The following is a 20,835-nucleotide window of genomic DNA, read 5'->3' on the forward strand; positions in this document are numbered from 1 at the left end:
CATCCGCCCCGCCGAGGCTGCTTCCCCCTCTTCCAACGTCGCGTCCGACGTCGAGGCCGTGGGCCGCATCGACGCGGTGAAGACGGTGCTGCGGGTGCTGACGCAGACGACGGGCCTCCGGCTGGCGGTGGTGGCCCGCGTGACGCCGGAGTCCTGGACGTGCTGCGCGGTGCTGGACGAGATGAACTTCGGGCTGCGCGTCGGGGACACGCTGGTGGTCGCCACGACGTTCTGCAACACGGTGATGAACCTGGGGAGGCCGCTGCTCGTGAACAAGGCGAGTGAGGATCCCCGCCTCAAGGACCACCCCGCGCCGAAGATGTACGGCATCGAGAGCTACGTCGCGGTGCCGCTGTACCGGCGCACCGGTGAGTTCTTCGGTGTGATGTGCGCGCTGGACGCGAACCCCGCGTCCGTCAGCGAGGACAAGCTGGAGGTCTTCCGCCACCTGGGGGACCTGGTGGGCCACCAACTGGAGCAGCAGGAGACGCTGAGCGAGCGCGACACGCAGTTGTTGGGCGCTCGCGAGGCGGCGCTCCTGCGCGAGCAGTTGATGGGCATCGTGAGCCACGACCTGCGCAACCCGCTCAACGCCATCTCGTTGGCGGCGGCGACGCTGATGCGGCGCACGGACCTGGACGACCGGGCGCGGCGGGGGCTGCGGCGCATCCTGGATTCGTCGGACCGGGCGAACCGGCTCATCCTCGACCTGCTGGACTTCACCCACGTGCGCACGGGCATGGTGTTGCCGGTGAAGCCGAAGCCCGTGGACCTGCACGAGCTCACGCAGCAGGTGGTGGACGAGGTGCAGCTCACCGCGCAGGGCCGCACGCTGGACCTGGTGTGTGAAGGGGACGCGCGCGGGTCGTGGGACCCGGACCGCATCGCGCAGGTGCTCACCAACCTCATCACCAACGCCGTGCAGTACAGCCCCGCGGACTCGCACATCCGCGTGGAGGCTCGCGGTGAGCCACGGGAGGTGGTCCTGGGCGTGACGAACGCAGGGGCGGTCATCCCGGAGTCACGGATGCCGTCCCTCTTCGAGCCGATGACCCGGGGCACCACCGACGGCAGCGAGCGCCGCAGCGTGGGGCTGGGGTTGTTCATCGTGAACCAGATTGCGCGCGCGCACGGTGGCCACGTGGATGTGGTGTCCACCGAGGAGTCCGGCACCACCTTCCGGGTGCACCTGCCGCGCGGGTAGGGCGGGGCGCTGCCGGGGCTTCAGGGCGTCGGCGGCGTGGCCAGGGGCTTCTTGAGCACGACGAGCGCGAGCGTGGTGGCCAGCGTGCCCGCGACGAGCGCCAGGACGTAGGGCCCCAGCGGCGCCACGGCGTTGGGGATGGCGAGCACGAAGACGCCTCCGTGCGGCGCCCTCAGCGCGCAGCCGAAGCCCATGGACACCGCTCCCGCGACGGCGGAGCCGAAGACGATGGAGGGGATGACTCGCAGCGGATCGCGGGCCGCGTAGGGGATGGCGCCTTCGGTGATGAACGCGAGCCCCAGCACCGCCGCTGCCTTGCCCGCCTCGCGCTCCTGGAGCGTGAAGCGGCTCTTCGCCACCACCGTCGCCAGCGCCAGGCCCAGCGGCGGCGTCATGCCCGCCACCATCACCGCCGCCATCGGCGTGAAGGTGTTGGAGCCGAGGAGCCCCACCGCGAACGCGTAGGCCGCCTTGTTGATGGGGCCCCCCGTGTCGAACGCCACCATCGCGCCGAGCAGCAGTCCCAGCAGCACCGCGTTCGCCCCGGACATGCCGGTGAGGAAGCGCGTGAGTGCGCCCATCAGCGCGGCGACGGGTGCTCCAATCACATACGTCATCAACAGGCCGACGATGAGCGCGGAGAGCAGCGGGATGACGAGCACCGGCTTCAGGCCCTCCAGGTTCGCGGGCAGCCGGATCCGGTCGCGCAGCGTGCGCGCCACGAAGCCCGCGAGGAAGCCCGCCGCGATGCCTCCGAGGAAGCCCGCGTTGAGCTGCTGCGCCAGCATGCCGCCGATGAAGCCCGGCGCCAGCCCCGGCCGGTCCGCGATGGAGTACGCCAGGTAGCCCGCCAGCGCGGGGACCATCAGCGCGAACGCCGCGTCGCCAATGCCTTTCAATGCCGCGGGCAGCGTGCCGGGTTGCTTGTACGCGTCGATGCCGAAGACGAAGGACAACGCCAGCAGCAGGCCGCCCGCGACCACGAAGGGCAGCATGAACGACACGCCCGTGAGCAGGTGCTTGTAGGCGCCCGCGGGCTCGGCCTTCACGGACGTGCCGGTGGGGAGCACGGAGGGACGAACGGCGTCCGCGGGCTCGGGGAGCGCGAGCGCCTGCTCCACCACGCGGTCCGCCTGCTTCAGTGCTTCACCCACGGAGGTCTGGAGCAGGCGCTTGCCGGCGAAGCGCTCCGTGGAGACATGCGTGTCCGCGCCGATGATGACCGCGTCCGCCTGCGCGATCTCCTCCGGGGTCAGCGTGTTCTTCGCGCCCACGGAGCCCTGTGTCTCGACTCGGATGGCATAGCCCTTAGCTCGGGCCGCGCGCGTGAGGGCCTCCGCCGCCATGAAGGTGTGCGCGATGCCCGTGGGACAGGCCGTGACTGCCACCAGCGTTCCGGCGGGTGTGGAGGACGGCGGCGTGCGCAGGGGCTCCGCGTTGGGATCGGCTCGGCGCGGGGGGCCGGTGAGCGCCGCGTCCGAGCGGGTCGGGGGCGAGGAGTCGGTCAACAGCCCGTGAGGCCGTGGGAAGGAGACCCCCGTGGACGTGTCCGCCCGGCGTGAGGCTCCTGGCGTGGACACGGGCGCCCGTGAGGGTTCGGACTGGCGCGGCGCTCCCGTGCGGGAGGCGGCGGTGGAAGCGCCCGGAGCCTGCTCGCTCTGGCGCGGTGCTCCCGCGAGAGGTGAGCCGGAGGCGGCGCCCAGCGCCTGCTCACCCTGGCGTGGCGCTCCCCCATTAGGCGGTGGAGTGCGTGCCGGTCCGGAGACCGTGCCCTGGGACTGCGGCGCTCCCGCGATGGGCGCCGGAGTCCGTGCGGGCCCGGAGGCCGTGCCTGGATATTGCTCACCCTGGCGCGGCGCTCCCGCGAGGGGCAGCGGGGCCTCTCCGTGGTGTGGCTCCGTCCCCGCGCGGAGCGGATCCGCGGGCGTAGCCGCTCCAGCCTCGGTGGTGGCCGTCGTGCGGTGCAGGGTGGCGCGGGCCACGGCCTCGTCGATGATCCGTTCGGTGTCGCGGATGGCCACCGCCGTGGAGGTGCGGACGAGCGGCTTGCCGTGGAAGCGCGACTCATCCACGGTGATGTCCGTCGCGAGGATGACCGCGTCCGCCTGCGCCACCGCCTGCTCTTCGAGCGGCGTGCGCACGCCCTCCGAGCCCTGTGTCTCCACCGTCAGGTCATGCCCCTTGAGGTCCGCCACGCGGCGCAGCGCCTCGGCGGCCATGAAGGTATGCGCGATGCCCGTGGGACAGGCGGTGACCGCCACCAGTTTCGCCATCGTCGTCGTGTCCTTGTCGTTGCCGTCGTCTCAGGCGTTGCCCAACGGATGCAACCGCACCGCGCCCACCAATGCCGCCACGCGCTCCGGTGTCGGCGGCACCGGGCCCACCCGCGCGAGCTTCCCCGCCGCGAAGGCCGTGCCCCTGCGGGCGCACGTCTCCAGGTCATTCCCATCCAGCCGCGCCGCCAGCACGCCCGCCACCAGCGCATCCCCCGCGCCCACCGTGCTCGCCACCTCCACCGGCGGCGACAACGCCCGCCACGCACCGTCGTGCGAGACGAACAGCGCCCCCTCCGCCCCCAGCGACACGACCACCAGGCCGATGCCTCCCGCGTGCAGCTCGCGCGCGGCCCGCGCCACCTCTCCCGGCGTCCCCAGCGGACGGCCGAGCAGCTCTCCCAGCTCGTGCGCGTTCGGCTTCAGGAAGTCCGGCCGCGCGGCCACCGCGTGGCGCAGCGGCTCTCCGCTGGTGTCCACCGCCACCAACGCGCCCTTCGCGTGCAGCCGCTTCGTCAGCGTGGCGTAGATGGTCGCGGGCACTCCGGCCGGCACGCTCCCAGAGAGCACGAAGCAGCCGTGGTCCAGCGTGAGCGCGTCCAGCGTGGCGCCCAGCGCGTCCAGGGCCTCCTCCGGGACGCGGAGCCCGGGCAGGTTCAGGTCCGTCACCACGCCGCTCGTGCGGTCCACGACCTTGATGTTCACGCGGCTGGAGCCGGGCAGCCGCAGGCAGCGGTCCTGGATGTCGCGCTCGCGGAACAGCGCCTCGAACAGCGACACGTTGTCCGCGCCCAGGAAGCCCGTGGCCGTCACCGGCCTGGAACCTCCCGCGAGGAACGCCGCCACGTTGATGCCCTTGCCCCCGGGCGTGCGCGTCTCCGCCACCACGCGGTTGACGGCGCCCGCGGCGAAGCCCGGGCTCTCCAGCGTCTGGTCGATGGCCGCGTTCAGCGTGACCGTCACCACCCCCGGCTTCGTCGGCCTCACGCCTTCGCTCCCTTCCGGGCCAGCAGGTCCCGCACCAGCGCCCGCACCTCCGCCGCGTTGCCGCTCTCCAGCGCTTCCTGTGCCACCGCCTCCGCGTCCGCCATCGAGATGCCGCGCAGCAGCGCCTTCACCGCCGGGATGCTGGGGATGGCGACGCTCAGCTCCGACACGCCCAGGCCGGACAGCACCACCGCGCCGGACGGGTCGCCCGCGATGCCGCCGCACGCGCCCACCCAGATGCCTGCCTTGCGCGCCGCGCGCACCGTGAGGTCCACCATGCGCAGCACCGCGGGATGCAGGCCGTCCGCCTGCGGTGCGAGCACCGGATGCTCGCGGTCCATCGCCAGCACGTACTGCGTCAGGTCGTTGGTGCCGATGGAGAAGAACGACACGTCCCGCGCCAGCCTGTCCGCCATCATCACCGCGGACGGCACTTCGATCATGATGCCCGTCTCCACCGGATCCGCGCCGACCTCCAGGCGCACGGACTCCGTGATGGCGCGCGCCTTCGTCAGCTCCTCGGGCGTCGCCACCATGGGGTACATGATGCGGACCGGGCCCTCCTTCGACGCGCGCAGGATGGCGCGCAGCTGCGTGCGGAACAGGTCCTCCCGTTCGAAGCACAGGCGGATGCCGCGCACGCCGAGGAACGGGTTCGCCTCCGCCGGCAGCGACAGGTAGGGCACGTGCTTGTCGCCGCCGATGTCCAGCGTGCGCAGGATGAGCGGCAGGCCGTTCAGCGCGCGCACCATGGTGCGGTACGCGTGCAGCTGCTCCTCTTCGTCAGGTGGGGTGTCGCGCTTGAGGAAGAGGAACTCCGTGCGCATCAGGCCCACGCCCTCGCCGCCCGCGTCCACGGCCTTCTGCGCCTCCGCGGCCTCGGCGATGTTCGCGGCCACCTCCACGCGCTTGCCGTCGAGCGTGATGGCGGGCCGGTAGCGCTCCAGCTTCTCCTCCTCGCGCCGCACCCGTGTGCGCTCGCGGTGCGTGGCCGCCTTCGCGTGGTCCCGCTCCGACGGCTTCAGCACCAGCACGCCCGCGTCCCCGTCCAGGATGCAGTGCTGTCCGTTGCGCAGGTCCAGCACCGACGGCCCCGCCGCCACCACCGCCGGCAGGTCGAGCGAGCGCGCGATGATGGCCGTGTGCGACGTGGTGCCGCCGCCCGCCGTGCACAGCCCCAGCACCATCGCGGGGTCCAGCTTCGCCGTGTCCGACGGGGCCAGGTCCTCCGCCACCAGCACCACCGGGTGATCCGGGAACGTGGCCTCGCCCTCCAACACCGTGGCGAGGGGCCGCAGCACGCGCCGGCCCACGTCGCGCAGGTCGGCGGCGCGCGCGGCCAGCGTGGGCTCGGCCAGCTTCGCGAGCGATTCGGCGCGGTCCTCGAAGACGCGGCGCCAGGACGCGCCCGCGCTCAGGCCCGTGTCGATGTGGCCGTGCGTCTCCGACAGCATCTCCGGGTCGTCCAGCAGCTCCAGGTGCGCCTTGAAGATGGCGGCCCGCTGCGCCCCGGCCTTCTTCAGGAAGCCGTCGTGCAGTTGGCGCAATTCCGCCGCCGCGCCCGCCAGCGCCTCCTCCAGCTTGCGGTGCTCCTGGAAGGCGTCGGCGGCGCGCTCCTCCACCACCAGTCGCTCGCGCTGGAAGGCCCACACCGGGCCGGCCGCGATGCCCGGCGACGCGGACAGGCCCGCCACCAGCGTCCCCTCGTAGTCGAGCGTGATGGTGGCCCTCAGCTCGGTGCTCGCGGCGCTCGCGGCGGGCGTGGCGGACGCCTCTTCGCCCAGGCCGGACTGGAAGGCGTCACGGAGCGCACGGAGCGCCGCGTCCGCATCGTCGCCCGTCGCGGTGAGCGTCAACGGCGTGCCGCCCCGGACCCCCAACTGCAACAGCGACAGCACGCTGCGCGCATTGGCCTGCCGCCCGTCGTGGTGCACGGTGACTTCGGCCCGGAAGCGCCGCACCACCGCCACCAGCACGGTGGCCGGACGCGCGTGCAGGCCGTGCGGCGAGGGCGAGAGGACCTGGAGGTGGGGTCCCTCGAAGGTGACGGGCGCGGAGGCGCTGGCTTCCGGTGCGGTGCCCGCGCCGTTGAGCACCTGGACGATGAGGCCCACGTCCCCGGTGTGGGCCAGTGCCTCGGATTGCGCCTCGTCGCCGAGCACGCCCGTGAGGTTGGCGAGCACCTGGAGGTGTTCGTCGGACTTCGCCGCGATGCCCACCACGAGGCGCGCGTGGCCTTCCTCGCCCCAGGCGACGCCCTGCGGGAACTGCACCACGACGACGCCCGTCTGGCGCACGAGGTCCCGCGCTTCGGGCAGGCCATGCGGAATCGCGATGCCGTGGCCCAGGTACGTCGCGGACACCTGTTCGCGCCGGAGCATGCTGTCGACGTAGCCGGGCGCGATGAAGCCGGACTCCACCATCACCTGTCCGACGAGGCGGATGGCCTCCGCCTTGTTCTCGGCGGACCGTCCCAGGCGGACCTGCGAGGGCGTCAACGTCAGCATCGGGGCTCCTTGCTTCGGGTGCGCGTGCGCTTCACTTCAAGGACAGCGGGCGCATCCTGCCCCGGTGACCCCGCACGCCGGTACGGGCTTACAGGTCCCGTCTTCCCGGTAACAGCTTCTTGAGGAGAAACCCGTGGAACGCCGCCCCCATGCCCGGGTGTGACGCGGGCATGACGGGTGGATGACGTCGTGCGTCCCCGAGCGTGACGGGACGTGGGAGGGTGTTAGAGAGGAGGCCGTCATGTCTGACAGCGTCCTGGACTTCTACGAAGGGCTGGCCGAGGAGTACCACCTGCTCTTCGCGGACTGGGAGCAGTCGGTGGAGCGGCAGGGCGCGGTGCTGGATGCGCTCCTGCGCCGCTCGGAGGCGCCGCCCCCGCGCCGGGTGTTGGACTGTGCCTGCGGTATCGGCACGCAGGCGCTGGGATTGGCGGCCCGGGGTTACGCGGTGCACGCGACGGACCTGAGCCCCGCCGCCGTGGCCCGCGCGGAGCGCGAAGCGCGCGCCATGCACGTGACGCTCACCACCGGCGTGGCGGACATGCGCATGCTGGACTGGCAGGTGCCCGGCACCTTCCACGTGGTGATGTCGTGCGACAACGCGCTCGCGCACCTGCTGGAGGACTCAGACCTGCACGACGCGGCGAACGCGATGGCGTCGCGCCTGGTGCCCGGTGGGCTGCTGGTGGCGAGCCTGCGGGACCACGAGGCGCTGCGGGAGAAGCGGCCGCGCTTCACGGCGGAGCGGGTGCTGGACACGCCCTTGGGTCGCCGCGTCCTCTTCCAGGTCTGGGATTGGGCGGTGGATGAAAGACAGTACACGGTGCGCCAGTTCATCCTGCGCCAGGAGTCGGGCATCTGGCACACCACCGAGCACACCGGCGTCTACCGCCTGCTGGAGCGCCTGGAGGTGGAGCGCGCGCTCACGCAGGCGGGGCTCGTGGATCCGCGCTGGTACTCGCCCGAGGAGACCGGCTTCTACCAGCCGCTGATCACCGCCCGGAAGCCGTGAGCGCGGGCCTGTCTGCTCCTGCCACCACGACGCCAGCTCCGCGCGCACGAAGGGCACCGCATGACGGCGCAGGGTGGCGGCGGCCTTGAACAACACCCGGGCCTGGCGCGCCCGGATCCGCACGGCGTGGATCAGGGTCTGCTCCGATGCGGCCGGAGCCGCGCGCAGCGAGCACGCGGCGTCGAGGACCGGGACCAGCATCGGCCGCAGCGGCCCCACCCAGAGGAGCGCCAGCAGGAGCTGGAGCGCCACGAGCCAACCCAGCCCCTCCCGCAGCAGCGGGTTCAGCCCGTCACGCTCTGCCTGTCCGCTCGGCGGCCCGCTCATGAAATCCCCTCCTGGCGACATTTGTAGTCACGAGGGGATATGCCATGACTACAGCAGTAGTCAAGGCGTCGTGCGGGGCGTGCGCGGGGGCAGGGTCCAGAGGTCCTCATCCGGACGATAGAGCTGGGCCTGCTTGCCGGCGGTGCCGTGCGCCTTGGTGGCGAGCAGTCCCGCGTGCCAGAGGTTCTGCTTCAGCTTGAAGACGGTGGAGGGATTGATGTCCGGTCCGCGCAGGCCCGGCTTCAGCTCTCCGGAGGGATCCGCGAGGAAGAGGGCCGTGGCGAGCGCGGGGTCTTCCTGGCCCGCGGCCACCGCCAGCTCCGGCAGCGTGAGGGAGCCGCCGTGCTCCTGGAGCGTCCGGTGGATGAGGCGCACCGCGGGCTGACGGAGGAGGACGAAGCGGGCCACTGCGGCGAAGGCGGCGTGTACCTCCAACAGCCGCTTGCGCTTGTCGTAGCGGGTGTCGGGGTCGAACTGGAGCGCGGTCAGGAGGTCGGCCACGGTCCTGCCCTCGATGGTGGGTTGCCAGTCGAAGTCCAGCAGCCCGAGCATGTTGGCGCCGGTCGCCGCGTGGCGGCGTGAGCTGTCGCTCGACAGGTCCTTCCAGTGGGCCGCGAGCGATTCCAGCAACGACCGCGAGGTCTCTCCCCGGTCCGCGAGGAAGGCCGCCGCCAGGTAGTTGAGCGGGTGGTTGAGCTGGAGGCTGCGCGCGGCGGGCACCCCTTCGAGCAGCGCGGACGCCTGGCTGACGACGCGGGGCAGCGGGGTCGGATCCGCGGGCGGCGCGACCTCCACCCAGCGCTTGTCGTCCAGGGCGAGGATGCCGACGCCGTTGTCCCGCGCCATGGTCAGCGCGGAGCGGTGCAGGTCCGTGGCCGGCGAGGGGAGCGCGAGGTACGCGTGATGCACGCCCGAGCGGTAGCGGTGGGCCTGGCCCATGCCCTTGACCCAGTCCTTCACCGACGCCTTCACCTCGATGCCCGCGACGAGGACGCCCTCCGGCTGCGCGACGCTGCAGAGGATGTCTGGGCGCGCGCCCTCCAGCGTGAGCCGCGTCATCGGCTCCAGCTCATGGGCGAACGGGCTGTGCACGTAGGACGGATCCGCGTCCACCAACAGGTGGAGGACGCGCGAGGCGCGCAGCCCGTGCTCCAGCAGGTGGTGCTTCAGGGAGCGGACGACCTTCGCCTCGGGGCTGACCTTGCTCACGCGCGCTTCACGTCGGCGGGCGCGTTCGGATGGCGCGCGAGCATCGCGCGGAGCTGAGGCTGACGGCGCACCAGCTCCTGCTTGAGCAGGTGCGCGACGAGCACGGGCGGCGCGGCGCTCCACCGGGCGAGGTTCTGGATGAGCAGCGGCGAGCGGTACGTGCGGCCGCACAACAGCGACGCTGTCTTGCCATCCACCGACATCCCCACGAGCGCCCCCAGCGCGCGGCCCTCCGTGTTGAGGATGAGCTCTACCTTCTCCTCGGATGGACCGCTGGCGAAGCGCTGGCGCAAGAGCTCGCGCGCGGTGCGGCGCGTGGACTCCGGCACGTCGCGGTCCACGGTGAGCTTGTGGTGCTCCATCAGCCGCCGCAGCGCCCACAGGCGCCGGAAGAGGGACGCGGGCAGCTGCGGGTTGCGCACGAGGAAGCGGCGCACCCCTGAGTCCGCGGTGAAGGCCGCGCGGGCACACAGCGCCTCCAGGCCCACGGGGTTGCGGTGGTGCCGGGCGATGAGCCGCGCGTGCGCGAGCCCCACGCGCGGGTTCTCCAGCGTGGCCTTGATGACGGCGGGCACCGGATCGAAGCACAGCGCGGACAGCTCCGGGTCCTCCGCCCCGTGCGCCATCGCGACGCGCTGGTCCTCGGGCAGCCCGTGCAGGCGCGTCTCGAAGAGCTTGCGGTAGTTGCCCAGCACCGCCTCGGACACCTCGTCTCCGGGCTGGGGCTCGTCGTCACCCGGCTCGGCGGTCTCGGTATCCGGCAGCGGATCCGCGTCGGGGGCCTCGTGCGCGGACGCGGCCTGGACGACGCCTGCGGGGACCTCCTCGGCGGGCGTCACGGGAGGGCGCGCGGCCGGGGCCTGACGCACGGTGTTCACGGGGGCGACGTCCTCCGCGCCCGGCAGCAGCGCGCCCTGGGCCACGAGCCTCGCGAGGATGTCGCGCAGCTTCTCCGGCGGCAGCCCGGTGAGCGCGGGCAGGTCCCGGGCGCGGGTGTGCCCGTCCAGCCGCGACAGCACGAAGCCTTCCTCCGCGTTCAGCGGCAGGCCCCGCAGGTCCACCGAGGGGTTCAGCTTGGGCGTCCAGTCGTTCATGCGCGCCCCCGAGTCTTTCACGACACGCGGGCCTTCTGCTCTCCCGGCCGTCGGGGTGGGATTCTTCCGGAGCGGGCCGAAAAACAGGGCCTGCCCGGCCGCCTTCCGGGCTGCGGTCCACCCCGGGTTGCCGTGACCCGAGGGCCGACCGTTGTCGCTGTCCGCACGCCAGGGGCCCCTACGGGTTGACGGCGGGCGGGGGGCGGGACACAACTTCACTTCATGTCCGACCGCATCCAGACCTATGCCGAGTTCTGGCCATTCTACCTGCGCGAGCATTCGCAGACGTCGACACGCTGGCTGCACTTCGCCGGCACCAGCCTGGGCGTGGGGCTGGGCATCACCGCCGCCGTCACCGGCCGGGGCGCGCTGGTTCCCGCCGCGCTCGTGGCCGCCTACGGCTTCGCGTGGGCCAGCCACTTCAAGATCGAGCGCAACCGTCCGGCGAGCTTCAAGTACCCGCTCTGGTCGTTCTTCTCCGACCTGCGCATGGCGGCCCTGATGGCCACGGGCCAGCTGGCGCCGCACCTGGAGCGCGCCTGGGCGGGCGTGCCGGAGCGTGCGGAGGCCCCCAGCGCCTCCGCCGCGCACTGAGTCAGGCGCTGACGCCGACGCCGATGGGGCAGCTCACGCCCGTGCCCCCGACGCCGCAGTAGCCGCCCGGGTTCTTCTGCAGGTACTGCTGGTGGTAGTCCTCGGCGTAGAAGTAGGCCGGCGCCGGCAGGATTTCGGTGGTGATGTCGCCCAGGCCCTTCGCGCGCAGCGCCTCCTGGAACGCGCGCTGCGTCTCCTCCGCGGCGCGCTTCTGGGCGTCGTTCGCGTAGTAGATGCCGGAGCGGTACTGGGTCCCCGCGTCGTTGCCCTGGCGCATGCCCTGCGTCGGGTCGTGGTTCTCCCAGAACACCTTCAGGAGCTGCGGGTACGTGACCTTCTTCGGGTCGTACACCACGCGCACCACCTCGTTGTGGCCGGTGAGCCCCGAGCAGACCTCTTCGTACGTGGGGTTCGGCGTCAGCCCGCCCGCGTAGCCCACCGACGTGGAGTACACGCCCGGCACCTGCCAGAACTTGCGCTCCACCCCCCAGAAGCAGCCCATGCCGAAGATGGCCGTTTCAAAGCCTTCCGGCACCGGCCCCTTCAGCGGGGTGCCCAGCACGGTGTGCTTCGGGGGAACGGGCATCTCCTGCGGACGGCCGGGCAGCGCCTCCTGCGGAGTGGGGAGCCTCGACTTCTTCGGGGACGTGAAGAACATGCTCTAGCTTTAGCCCCGGGCCTCCCGATTTTCACGCCTGGCGCACGGCCGCCTCCCTGCCCCGCGGGCCACCAGGAATGCCCACCTCCGCGAACGGTTCTCCAGGACTCCCATGCGCACCCGTCTCCTCGCCGCCCTCTGTCTCCTGGCGCCCACCGCCGCCCTCGCCGCCAAGGACCCCCGCTGCGCCGGCAAGCCCGCCGCCCGCGCCGCCCGGTTCTCCGACACCGCTATGAAGGGCGCCTCCGCCGCGGAGCGTTACGCCGCCTACGTCCAGGCCTGCGCGCTGGACGACGTGGTGGCCCTCACCCAGGCGCTCGTCCGGTTCAAGACGGTCAGCAGCGAGGCCCCCGCGTCCAAGAACCCGGAGATGGCCGCCATGGGCAAGTACCTGGAGACGTGGGCGAAGGCGCACGGCTTCGCCTTCCGCACCGTGGGCGAGAACGATGTCTTCGAGCTGTCCTGGGGTGAAGGCCCCGGCGAGCCGCTGCTGGGGCTCGTCTTCCACGGCGACGTCGTCCCCGCCGCGGGCCACGAGTGGAAGCGCGCGCCCTTCAGGCCCGTGGTGGTGAACGGGCGCCTGCACGGCCGGGGCGTGGAGGATGACAAGGGGCCCATCGCCTCCGGGCTCGTCGCGCTCGCGATGGCGAACGACCTGGGCCTGAAGCCCCGGGGCCGCGTGCTCGTCATCATCGGCAACGGCGAGGAGAGCGACTGGGCCGGCATGACGAAGTACGCCACCACCGAACCCAAGCCCACGCATGTCATCTCCGTGGACTCCGGCTACCCGGTGATGGCCGCGCAGTCCGGCTTCGTCGCGTGGACGCTGACGGCGCCCGTGGGCGCGGCCCTTCCCACCGCGAAGGAGGGCACCGTCGCCCGCGCCGTGGACGTCACCGCGGGCGAGTTCCTCACCCAGGTGCCCGGCACCGCCACGCTGAAGCTTCAGGCCGTGAAGGGCCAGACGCCGGAGACGGTGCTGGCCGCCGTGAAGGCCGCCATCGCCGCGGAGGCCCCCGCGCGCAAGGACCTGAAGGCCGACGTGAAGCGCGAGGGCGCCACCGTCGTCCTCACCACCCACGGCACCGCCGTGCACTCCTCCGCCGCGGACGAGGGCCACAACGCGCTCTGGGATTTGTCCGCCGTGGCCGCGCGTCTGTCATTGGAGGACAACGGCATCGCCGCGATGCTGCGCGTCGTCTCCCAGCGCCTCGACGGCGACCACCACGGCGACAAGCTGGGGCTCGCGTACCAGGACGCGCTGATGGGCCCGCTGCTCGTCGCGCCCACCGTGCTGCGCGTGAAGGACGGCGCGGTGTCGCTGGGCATCAACATGCGCAGGCCCCGGGGCGAGGACGGCCCGACGTTCAACGCGGCCCTGGACGCCGCCGCGAAGCGCGTGGGCGAGGACACGGGCGGTCAGGTGACGGAGGGCAAGGACCGCTACGTGGGCGACCCGCATGTGGCGGACACGTCCGGCCCGTTGGTGCGGACGCTGATGGACATCTACAAGCGCCAGCGCAAGGACCCGGACGCCGTCCCCGGCTCCATCCGCGGCGGCACCTACGCGCGGCTGTTCCCCCGCGCCGTGGACTTCGGGCCCGCGTTCCCCAAGGAGCCCTACACCGGCCATGCCCCGGACGAGTCCATCGCCCTGGAGACGCTGGACCTGAGCACGCGCATGCTCGCGGAGGCCGTGCACACGCTCACCCTCGCGCCCGCGTCCGTGGCGCCCGAGGTGAAGGCCACGCCGTGACGCCCGCTCGCGGTGGACGCTAGACCGGGGGCCGGGGGACGCGGGGCCAGCGCACGGTGAAGGTCGTGCCCCGCTCGGCGCTCGAGTCCACCTGGATGCCGCCGCCGTGCATCTGGACGATCTCGTGCACGATGTAGAGCCCCAGCCCCAGGCTGCGGTGCTTGCCGTCCTCCTCCGGCGCGCGCGACGCCTTGAACGGGTCGAACAGGCGCGGCAGCAGGTCGCTGGGGATGGGGTCGCCTTTGTTGTGCACCTGCATCACCACGTCCGCGTCTTCGTCGGTGAGGGTGGTGCGCACCGGCGAGCTGTTCCCCGCGTGTTGCAGCGCGTTCACCACCAGGTTGCCCAGCACCTGGGTCACCCGGTCGGGGTCCCAGCAGCCCTCCAGGTTCCCGCCCCGCGTCTCCAGCGTCAGCGGGCGCTCCGGGTACGTCACCTGCAACTCCTCCAGCGCGCCCTGACACAGCTCGCGCATGTCCACGCGCTGGGCGGTCACCGGGATGCCGCCCCCCAGCCGGCTGCGCGCGAAGTCGAGGATGTCGTTGATCATCCGTGCCATCCGCGCGGTGGATTTGCGGATGCGGTCCACCGCCCGGCGGGAGGCGTCGTCCAGCCCCTGGGCCCGCCCCAGCATGAAGGCGGAGGCGGTCACCGCGTGCAGGGGGTTGCGCAGGTCATGCCCCAGGATGGCCAGCAGCTCCTCCCGGAAGTCGATGGCCTGCTGGAGCGTGGCCTCCGCGTGCTTGTGTTCACTGATGTCCACCACCGCGGCGCCCACCCCCAGCAGCGCCCCGTCCTGGGTGCGCACCGGGAAGTAATCCACCTGCCAGTAGGTGGTGCTGCCGCGCGCCGCGTCCGTTCTTTCGAGGAACACGTCCTGCACGGACTCTCCACGCTCCAGCACACTGCGCATGATGCGCTCGATGGGCTCCGCGAGGCTTTCGCCGGCCATCTCGCGCAGCGTGCGGCCCCGGTGCGCCTCCACGGGCTGGTGGTTGATGGCCGCGATCGCGCCGTTGACGCGCACATGGCGCAGCTCCAGGTCCAGGAACGCGATGCCCAGGGGCACGGCCTCCAGGAACGAGTCCAGCAGCGCCAGCGACTCCTCCGCTTCCTGCCGGGCCGCGTGCTCGCGCGCATGCAGCTCCGTCTGGGAGATGTGCGCCGAGGCCCGCTGGGCGACGGCATGGAAGAGCAGGGTGTCCGCGTCGGAGAAGGTGAACGCGGTGCGCGAACCCATGTACGCCACGCCCCGCAGCCGCTCGCCGTCCATCAGGGGGATGCCGTACAGCGCGCGCAGTCCCTCGCGGCGCAGGGGCTCCAGCAGCACGCGCGGGTCGGTGGCCGCCGAGCGGATGAAGAAGGGCTGGCGCGTGGCCGCCATCTCGCGGGTGAGCTGCCCCAGGGGCACGCGCGCGCCCTTCACCTGGTCGTTGCCCAGGCCCACCGCGGCGTGCACCACCAGCTCCTCGCCCTCCAGCAGCAGCACCGCCGCCGCGTCCACTGGGAGCGCGACCTCCATCAGCCGGGTGAGCAGGCGCTCCAGGAGTGTCTCCATGTCCGGGTCGTCCAGCGTCGCCTCGGCCATGCGGTCCAGCGTCTGGAGGATGCGCTGCTTGGTCGCCCAGAAGAACATCATCGTCCGGGTCACCACCCGGTCGAGCATCTCCTGAAGCCGCGTCAGCTCGCCCTTGCGCAGCGGCGTCTCCAGGTCCTCCAGGCGGCGCAGGATGCAGCGGCGCAGGAGCGCGTACTCCTGGGCCACCTCGCCCAGGTCGAAGCCCTCCTGCATCCGCGCCGCCGCGTGCGCGAGCTCCAGCCGCTGGTCCAGCACGTCCGGTCCGGACTCCACCGCGTCCGCGAGCGTGGAGAGCAGCTCCGGCAGGTGGTCGATGAGCCAGGGCGTGTGCTTCGGGGCCTTCCAGCCCAGGTGGTCCAGGAGGGCCTGCTGCCATTCGGCCAGCAGCGACTCACGGTGGATGCGCAGGAACGCCGCCGCCGACCCCTGGGCGTCCTCCCGTCCGTGCTCGTTCACGGAACGTGAATCCGGCTCCTGCATCACCCGGCCTCCCAAGCCCCCGCCCCGCCGCGGCGACCCTGGGCAAAGGTGAACACGGTGTCCACACCCTGCCTCGTCCCTCCGCCCCTGCGTCCTACCGCGACCGCCGCCTCGGCCCCTCGTCCGGGTGGCCCCGGGCGGGCCGGGAGCGCACCGCCCGGCGTGTCGTTCACCTGTCGGCGCTCGGATGCCCCGGAGGGCAGGTTCCCCACGCGGGACGCGCCATCGCTCGGCTAGGGTGTTCCGTCAGCATGCGCACCCTCCTGCTCAACCGCTCCGCCGTGGCCCGCAACCTCCAGTCGCTGACGCTCCTGGACGACCTGCGCGAGGCCTTCCGCACCGACGCCCTGGCCCGCACCGTGGCCCCGCAGCGCGTGCGCGCGCAACTGCACCCGGAGGGCACCGCGATGGTGCTCTTCCCCGGCAGCCTGCCCGGCATCCCCGCGTACACGGTGAAGGTGCACGCGAAGTTCCCCGCGCAGTCGCCCGCCATCCAGGGCGTCGTGCACCTGCATGACCTCGTCACCGGAGGGCTGCTCGCCGTAATGGACTCCGGCCACCTCACCGCCGTGCGCACCGGCGTGGTGGGCGCGCTCGCCGCGGACGTGCTCGCCCGCGAGGACGCGACCCGCGTGGCGGTGGTGGGCGCGGGGCGCCAGGGCGTGCTCCAGCTCAAGCAGCTGCGGCTGGTGCGCACGCTCACCCAGGCGCGCGTCTACGACACGGATCCGGCCCGGGCCAACGCGTTCGCCGCGCGCATGTACCAGGAGCTGAGCCTGCCGGTGAGCGTGGAGGACTCCGTGGAGGAGGCGGTGGCGGACGCGGACATCGTCGTCACGGCGACGTGGAGCCGTCAGCCCTTCCTGCACCCGGGCATGGTGCGGCCGGGCACGCACATCACCGCGCTGGGCGCGGACGAGCCGGGCAAGGCGGAGGTGTCCGCGGAGCTGCTGCGGCAGGCCCTCTTCGTCTGCGACCACCGCGCACTCTGCGTGGCGTCCGGCGCCGCGGGCGCGGTGGGCCTGGACGAGACGGCCGTCCACGCGGAGCTGGGCGAAATCCTCGCGGGACTCAAGCCGGGGCGCACGTCCCCGGAGCAGGTGACGGTGTTTACCCCGGTGGGCCTGCCCTTCCAGGACCTGGCCACCGCGTGGCACGTCTTCCAGGCCGCGTCCGGCGACGACGCGCTGCCCACGCTGGACTTCAACGAATAGGCGCTACGCCTTGGCGAGCGCCTTCGACAGGCGGACGGCCTCCTGGTGCAGGTCGGTGTCCTCCGCCAGCGGCATGGCGAGCACCTTCTGCACCAGCTCCTTCGCCTTCGCGTCCTTGCCCAGCCGCGCCTGGGCGAGCGCCAGGTTGAGCAGCGGCTCCGGACGCTCCGGGGCGCGGCGCGTGGCCTCCTCCAGCACCGTCAGCGCGCGCGCCAGGTGCTTGTCCGCGGGCTCCGCGGGGATGCGCAGCAGCAGCTGGCCCAGGTTGTTCGCCGCGCGCCAGCCGTCCGGCGACAGCCCCATGCCCTGCTCGTACGCGGCGATGGCCTTGTCGTACGCGGGCGGCTCCTGGGACTCGTAGCAGGTGGCCTCCGCCATCTTCAGCGACTCGCTGGCGATGCCCTGCGACGCCATGCTCTGGCACACGTACTTCGCCTGCTCCACCTGGCCGCGCGCCAGCATCAGCTGCGCGAGGTTCGCCTGGGCATCCGCGTCCTTGGGGCGCTGGGCCGCGAGCGCGGAGGCCGCCTGGTAGGACGTGCGCAGGTCGCGCAGCGCCATGGACACCACCGTCAGCGACGCGAGCAGGCGCGGCTGGTAGGGCACCGCCTGGAGGCCCTGCTCCAGCACGGCGCGCGCTTCCACGTACTGGTCCTGGGCGGACAGCGCGTGCGACAGCGCCAGGTACGCGGGCACGAAGCGCGGCGCCTGGGCGATGACGGCGCGCAGGCTGGCCATGCCCTCCGTCGCCTTGCCCGCCTCCAGCTGCACCTGGCCCAGCCGGAAGCGGAACACGGCCTGCTGGGGCTGGAGCTTCACCGCCTGGGTGAGCGCCTCCAGCGCCTGGGGCGTCTGGTCCTGCTTGATCAGCATCATCCCGCGGCCGAAGTGGGCCTCCGCGCGGTTCGGATCCTGCGCGAGCACGCCCTGGTAGGCCTTGAGGGCCACGTCGAGCTGACCCTTCTGCGCGGCGATGTTCGCGCGCACGAGGCCCGTCTCCGGCGTGGCACCCTGCGCCTCGGCCTTGGCGAGCAGCGCCTCCGCCTGGGGGAGCTTGCCCTCCACCAGCGCCAGCTTGGTCAGCACCACCAGCGCGTCACGGTGCGCCGGGTTCGTCGCGAGCAGCTTCTCGGCCTCCGCCTTGGCCTGGGCCAGCTGACCCGCCGCGAGGAGCGATTCCAGAGAGTTCATGGGCGAAAGTGTCCCCCACGGGCCGGGGGCTGTCGAGCGAGGGAGAAATGACAAGGGCCCCGTCCGGATGGACGAGGCCCTGGGGTGCGCCGCGAAGAAGGCGCGGCGGTCCTACCAGCCGTGCAGCGCGTTCTTGATGCCTTCGCCGACGTTCTTGATGCCCTCGCCGACGTTCTTGATGCCCTCGCCGACGTGCTTCACCGCGTCGCCGACCTTGCCCACGTCCACGGAGAAGCCGAACTCGATGCTGGCGCCGATGCCGAGCGCCGCGCCCACGTCGAAGTTGGCGGACAGCTTGCCGTCCTTCAGGCCGACGTTGGCCTCGAACTCCACGCCGATGCCGGCGAAGGCCTCCGCGCCCGCCGTGACGGTCGCGGGCCCGATGTCCTGGCTGACTTCCGCGCTGGCGCGAGCGCCGGCGAAGGCCTCACCGTGCACGGAGGCCGCGGCCTGACCGTGGAGCGGATCCAACACCACCTGGCCCGTGGCGGTCGCCTCGGCGCCGACGTTGCCCTCCGCGCCCCACTCGGAGCGGCCCAGCGCGCTGTCCGCGTGGCCTTCCACCGAGCCGCGCACCAGGTCCGCCTTCGCCTCGACGGAGCCCTGCGCGCCAATCTTGCCGTGCAGCGGATCCAGGGAGACGTTGCCCCGCGCGGCCACGTCCGCCGTCAGCGCCTGGCCTTCCACGGTCGTGTGGAACTTGCCGTTGACGTCACCGAACGTGTGCTCGCCGGACGCGGCGGTCCAGTTCTTGTTCCACTCGCCCTGCGCGACGGTCTTGTCGAAGCGGCTCGTCGCCAGCTGCTGGTGGATGTCCGCCGTGGTGGCCGCGTTCGCCTTGTTGCTGGTGGTGACGCGCTTGCCGTCCACGTTGCGGTTCAGGTTGATCGTCGCCTCGCCCTGCGCCCGACCCGTCTTCGTGACCTGCGCCTCGTGCCGGACCGTGTTCGGGTTGTTCGACTTCTGGGTGTTCCGGAACACGGGGCGGTAGCGGTTGGTCTCGATGGACATGGGGAGGGGGCTCCGGCGGCGCGTGGCGCGAGGGGAAGGCGTGTGACTTGAACCGTTATCGGCCCCAGCCCGGAAAAAGTTTCCGCCCCTCTTTTTCCCGCCGCTGATCCGCGCGCCCTCAGGCCCCGTATCTCCCGGGAGCCAGGATGCCCCCGGGGTCCAGCGCCGCCTTGAGCGTGTCCACCAGCTCCGAGGCGCCGTCCCGCCCGTCCGCCAGTTCGTCCTCCTCCCGCGACTGGAGTCCGGAACGGGTCAGGTGGTACCCCGCCTGGGCCAGCTCGCGGGACAGGGCGCGGTAGCAGGCCTGGGCGCGGGCGTCCTCGCCGCGGACGTCGCGATCATACGCGAGCGCGGTGACGAGGTAGAGGCAGCGGGGCGAGTGGGCCAGCAGGGCGAGGTTGGGCTCCAGGCCGAAGAGGCGGGGGACGCGCTCGGCGATCTCCACGGCGCGCTTCGCCTCCGCGCCGGTGAAGGGCACGGCCACGGAACTCCAGATGAAGCCGCAGCGGTCCCGGTCCAGGTGGGGGACCTCCGGGGGCGGGGTGCGCTTGCGCCAGTAGGCCATGGCGAGGTTGGCCTCCGAAGGGACGCCCTGGAAGGCGCTCTCGCCGTCCGGGGGCCCGGGGGTGAAGGTGACGGGGCGGAAGGCGCCCTCGAGCGCGCCCGCGAGCCGCTTCTCCAGCAGCGCGCCGAAGTCTGCGTCCGGGGCGGAGAGGGCGCCGCTGATGGCCCAGCGGCCGAAGCCCTCGCGGAACTGGTCGCGGACCTGGTCGGGCAGGGGCGTGCGGCCCACGGAGGCGTAGGGGTACTGCTGGGCGACGCTGAAGGCCTTGAGGTCGTTCCAGAAGAAGAAGCTGCCCTTGAGCGTGCCGTCCAGCGCCAGCGCCTGGAGCCGGTCCACCGCGTCCCAGAGCCAGGCGTCGTCGTTCACGGCGCAGAAGAACTCGCGCAACCAGGGCTGCTTGCGCGACAGCCAGAACGTCATCCGCGTCACCACGCCCAGCGAGGACTGGCTGAACAGGCCGTCCAGCACCGGGCCCAGGCCCCAGCGGAACACGGGGGCGGCGCGGGCGCCGGGGAATCTCGCGTGGCCCGTCTCCACGCGCTCGCCCGTGGGCAGGACGACCTCCAGCGCGCACACGTGCTGGAAGATGTCCGGGTTCGGGCCGCGCCCGTCGCCGCGCTCCAGCGCGTTGCCCACGAGGCTCGCGTCCGGCGAACCGCCGATGGTGGTGATGAACGTGGAGGAGCCGCGCTCGCGCAGCCACGCGTGCGCCTGGCGGAACGTCACGCCCGGCTCCACGGTGAGGTACGCCAGCTGCTCGTCGTGTCCGAGGATGCGGTCCATCCGCCCCAGGTCCAGGAGCACGCTGCCATCGCCGGGCGGCACGCGCGAGCCGTAGCCCCAGTTGCGGCCGCCGCTCACCGGGTACACCGGCACGCGGTGCGTCTGCGCGATGCGCAGGCACGCCTGCACCTGCGCGGTGTCCGCCGGGCGCAGGATGGCGGGGATGCACTGCGTGGTGGCGAAGGTGGCCGTCTCCGCGGCCTCCAGCGCCTCCGGATCGAGCACGACGTGCTCCGTGCCCAGGGCCTCCCGCCAGGCCTCCAGCGCCGCTTCCAGGTTGCTCGCCTGGGCCTTCCCGTCGGTCTCGCTCACGGGGGCCAGTATGCGCCCGTCCCGGGGGGACCGCTGCCCGTGCCGCAGGGGGAGCGGGCGGCCGGGCCCGGGGCCGGGA

Annotated in this window: 15 protein-coding genes; 5 read left to right on the forward strand and 10 right to left on the reverse strand. The window is 72.5% G+C overall.

The genetic code is table 11. From position 1 onward, the window contains the following. Position 1 precedes the first annotated feature (1 nt). Positions 2-1,204, forward strand: coding sequence for a GAF domain-containing sensor histidine kinase (locus tag D7V97_RS19735; RefSeq protein WP_120612198.1), 1,203 nt, complete (start codon positions 2-4; stop codon positions 1,202-1,204). Between the two features lie 20 nt (positions 1,205-1,224). On the opposite strand, the gene D7V97_RS19740 is transcribed toward D7V97_RS19735, so the two are convergent. From D7V97_RS19740 to ptsP, 3 genes are read right to left on the reverse strand one after another with little or no spacing between them, the layout of a single operon-like run. Further along, a complete protein-coding gene (locus D7V97_RS19740; protein WP_199728869.1) occupies positions 1,225-3,477 on the reverse strand; it encodes a PTS fructose-like transporter subunit IIB in 2,253 nt (750 codons plus the stop codon). Between the two features lie 30 nt (positions 3,478-3,507). Next, positions 3,508-4,464, reverse strand: coding sequence for a 1-phosphofructokinase (gene pfkB / locus D7V97_RS19750; RefSeq protein ID WP_120612199.1), 957 nt, complete (start codon positions 4,462-4,464; stop codon positions 3,508-3,510). After that, entirely contained in the window at positions 4,461-6,971 is a 2,511-nt protein-coding gene (gene ptsP / locus D7V97_RS19755; protein ID WP_120612200.1) for a phosphoenolpyruvate--protein phosphotransferase, read from the reverse strand. Before ptsP ends, pfkB begins: the two co-directional genes overlap by 4 nt. Before the next feature lie 241 nt (positions 6,972-7,212). Here ptsP and D7V97_RS19760 point away from each other — a divergent pair, with 241 nt between their 5' ends. After that, positions 7,213-7,983, forward strand: coding sequence for a bifunctional 2-polyprenyl-6-hydroxyphenol methylase/3-demethylubiquinol 3-O-methyltransferase UbiG (locus D7V97_RS19760; protein WP_120612201.1), 771 nt, complete (start codon positions 7,213-7,215; stop codon positions 7,981-7,983). Positions 7,984-8,370: 387 nt separating this feature from the next. On the opposite strand, the gene D7V97_RS19765 is transcribed toward D7V97_RS19760, so the two are convergent. Together D7V97_RS19765 and D7V97_RS19770 are read right to left on the reverse strand one after the other, a co-directional pair. Further along, complete coding sequence (locus D7V97_RS19765; protein WP_120612202.1) at positions 8,371-9,519, reverse strand: hypothetical protein; 1,149 nt, start codon at positions 9,517-9,519, stop codon at positions 8,371-8,373. After that, on the reverse strand, positions 9,516-10,613 hold the full coding sequence (locus D7V97_RS19770) for a hypothetical protein (RefSeq protein WP_199728871.1): 1,098 nt from the start codon (positions 10,611-10,613) through the stop codon (positions 9,516-9,518). The genes D7V97_RS19765 and D7V97_RS19770 overlap by 4 nt, the downstream gene beginning before the upstream one ends. Positions 10,614-10,835: 222 nt before the next feature. Here D7V97_RS19770 and D7V97_RS19775 point away from each other — a divergent pair, with 222 nt between their 5' ends. Further along, entirely contained in the window at positions 10,836-11,207 is a 372-nt protein-coding gene (locus D7V97_RS19775) for a DUF962 domain-containing protein (protein WP_120612203.1), read from the forward strand. A gap of 1 nt (position 11,208) precedes the next feature. Here D7V97_RS19775 and msrA read toward each other — a convergent pair whose 3' ends face one another. Next, positions 11,209-11,865 (reverse strand): peptide-methionine (S)-S-oxide reductase MsrA, encoded by a 657-nt coding sequence (msrA, locus tag D7V97_RS19780; protein ID WP_120612204.1) that lies wholly within the window; start codon positions 11,863-11,865, stop codon positions 11,209-11,211. A 112-nt stretch (positions 11,866-11,977) separates the two neighbouring features. Here msrA and D7V97_RS19785 point away from each other — a divergent pair, with 112 nt between their 5' ends. Further along, positions 11,978-13,621 carry a Sapep family Mn(2+)-dependent dipeptidase gene (locus D7V97_RS19785; protein WP_120612205.1) on the forward strand — a complete coding sequence of 548 codons (1,644 nt, stop codon included), beginning with the start codon at positions 11,978-11,980 and terminating at the stop codon, positions 13,619-13,621. 19 nt (positions 13,622-13,640) lie between these two features. Here the strand turns inward: D7V97_RS19785 and D7V97_RS19790 are convergent, their stop codons facing one another. Further along, positions 13,641-15,656 carry an ATP-binding protein gene (locus D7V97_RS19790; RefSeq protein WP_233582993.1) on the reverse strand — a complete coding sequence of 672 codons (2,016 nt, stop codon included), beginning with the start codon at positions 15,654-15,656 and terminating at the stop codon, positions 13,641-13,643. Between the two features lie 275 nt (positions 15,657-15,931). Here D7V97_RS19790 and D7V97_RS19795 point away from each other — a divergent pair, with 275 nt between their 5' ends. Beyond that, a complete protein-coding gene (locus tag D7V97_RS19795; protein WP_120612207.1) occupies positions 15,932-16,894 on the forward strand; it encodes an ornithine cyclodeaminase family protein in 963 nt (320 codons plus the stop codon). Positions 16,895-16,897: 3 nt separating this feature from the next. On the opposite strand, the gene D7V97_RS19800 is transcribed toward D7V97_RS19795, so the two are convergent. The 3 genes from D7V97_RS19800 to D7V97_RS19810 all read right to left on the reverse strand — a co-directional run. After that, positions 16,898-18,085, reverse strand: a complete 1,188-nt coding sequence (locus D7V97_RS19800) for a tetratricopeptide repeat protein (RefSeq protein ID WP_120612208.1) — start codon at positions 18,083-18,085, stop codon at positions 16,898-16,900. Positions 18,086-18,196: 111 nt separating this feature from the next. Continuing rightward, on the reverse strand, positions 18,197-19,096 hold the full coding sequence (locus D7V97_RS44720) for a hypothetical protein (RefSeq protein WP_158623409.1): 900 nt from the start codon (positions 19,094-19,096) through the stop codon (positions 18,197-18,199). A gap of 118 nt (positions 19,097-19,214) precedes the next feature. Then, positions 19,215-20,835, reverse strand: a 1,621-nt coding sequence (locus D7V97_RS19810) for an FAD-binding oxidoreductase (RefSeq protein ID WP_147444881.1), incomplete at its 5' end; no start/stop codon positions are given.

Origin of the sequence: Corallococcus sp. CA053C, assembly GCF_003611675.1 — a bacterium.
Classification (GTDB): domain Bacteria; phylum Myxococcota; class Myxococcia; order Myxococcales; family Myxococcaceae; genus Corallococcus.

Coding starts and splice junctions, on each gene's coding strand:
- D7V97_RS19770 (WP_199728871.1), bottom strand. CDS start 10,613: ATGAACGACTGGACGCCCAAGCTGAACCCCTCGGTGGACCTGCGGGGC.
- D7V97_RS19800 (WP_120612208.1), bottom strand. CDS start 18,085: ATGAACTCTCTGGAATCGCTCCTCGCGGCGGGTCAGCTGGCCCAGGCC.
- D7V97_RS19775 (WP_120612203.1), top strand. CDS start 10,836: ATGTCCGACCGCATCCAGACCTATGCCGAGTTCTGGCCATTCTACCTG.
- D7V97_RS19795 (WP_120612207.1), top strand. CDS start 15,932: ATGCGCACCCTCCTGCTCAACCGCTCCGCCGTGGCCCGCAACCTCCAG.
- D7V97_RS19760 (WP_120612201.1), top strand. CDS start 7,213: ATGTCTGACAGCGTCCTGGACTTCTACGAAGGGCTGGCCGAGGAGTAC.
- D7V97_RS19785 (WP_120612205.1), top strand. CDS start 11,978: ATGCGCACCCGTCTCCTCGCCGCCCTCTGTCTCCTGGCGCCCACCGCC.
- ptsP (WP_120612200.1), bottom strand. CDS start 6,971: ATGCTGACGTTGACGCCCTCGCAGGTCCGCCTGGGACGGTCCGCCGAG.
- D7V97_RS19740 (WP_199728869.1), bottom strand. CDS start 3,477: ATGGCGAAACTGGTGGCGGTCACCGCCTGTCCCACGGGCATCGCGCAT.
- D7V97_RS44720 (WP_158623409.1), bottom strand. CDS start 19,096: ATGTCCATCGAGACCAACCGCTACCGCCCCGTGTTCCGGAACACCCAG.
- msrA (WP_120612204.1), bottom strand. CDS start 11,865: ATGTTCTTCACGTCCCCGAAGAAGTCGAGGCTCCCCACTCCGCAGGAG.